The organism is Vibrio sp. 10N.222.48.A3, from assembly GCF_041475345.1.
GTDB lineage: Bacteria > Pseudomonadota > Gammaproteobacteria > Enterobacterales > Vibrionaceae > Vibrio > Vibrio tasmaniensis_A.
In genome coordinates this window covers 13,777-14,413 of the sequence record NZ_JBFRVX010000036.1, presented here as the reverse complement: position 1 = coordinate 14,413, position 637 = coordinate 13,777, and the positions used below count along the sequence as shown (strand labels likewise).

Here is a 637-nt window from a genome sequence, read left to right as displayed (position 1 = left end):
CACAAGGCTTACTGGCTGAGAATGTGAAGGTTCGTCTACCTGGTGGTGACTTACACATTAGCTGGCAAGGCCCTGGGAAACCTCTGTTGATGACTGGCCCAGCAACGCATGTGTTTGATGGTCAGCTTTCTTGCTAATAACGATATAACAAATAGATTTATAAAAAATAAAGGATAGGTTTTGTCTTACGTTGAAGGCGACACTCTGACTGCAGAGGTGGTTGCGGAATATTTACGTGATAACCCAGATTTCTTTCAAAACAGGAAAGATTTGGTTGATCGCCTTGCTATTAATAATGTTGAGCAGGGCGCTGTTTCTCTGGTTGAGATTCAGCTTAAACGTCAGCGTCATAGAATCGAAGAGCTGGAAGAAGAGATCACTGGCCTGATGTCACTAGCGGCGAATAACGATAAAACTTTCTATGAATTCATGGATCTGCAAACTCAAGTGTTGAAATGCAGTGACTTCATTCAGGTTATCAAGGCTGTTGAACAAAAAGCGTTGGAACTAGGGCTTAAGGCTCATGTACGAGTTCTCTCACAATTAGGTTTTTATCAGCTGAATGAAGAGCGTTACTCGAAATTTTCACTTAACCATTTCAATGGCAAAGATGCTTATCTAGGGCGATTGAGAAAGG

General features: G+C 41.9%; 1 protein-coding gene and 1 pseudogene. Both read left to right on the top strand.

Features of this window, described 5'->3' with window-relative positions; translation table 11 throughout:
* Positions 1 to 137, top strand: a pseudogene (gene dapF / locus AB4653_RS01520) (diaminopimelate epimerase); the annotation flags it as partial.
* Between the two features lie 43 nt (positions 138 to 180).
* The coding region (locus AB4653_RS01515; RefSeq protein WP_372103151.1) for a DUF484 family protein at positions 181 to 637 on the top strand (457 nt) is incomplete at its 3' end.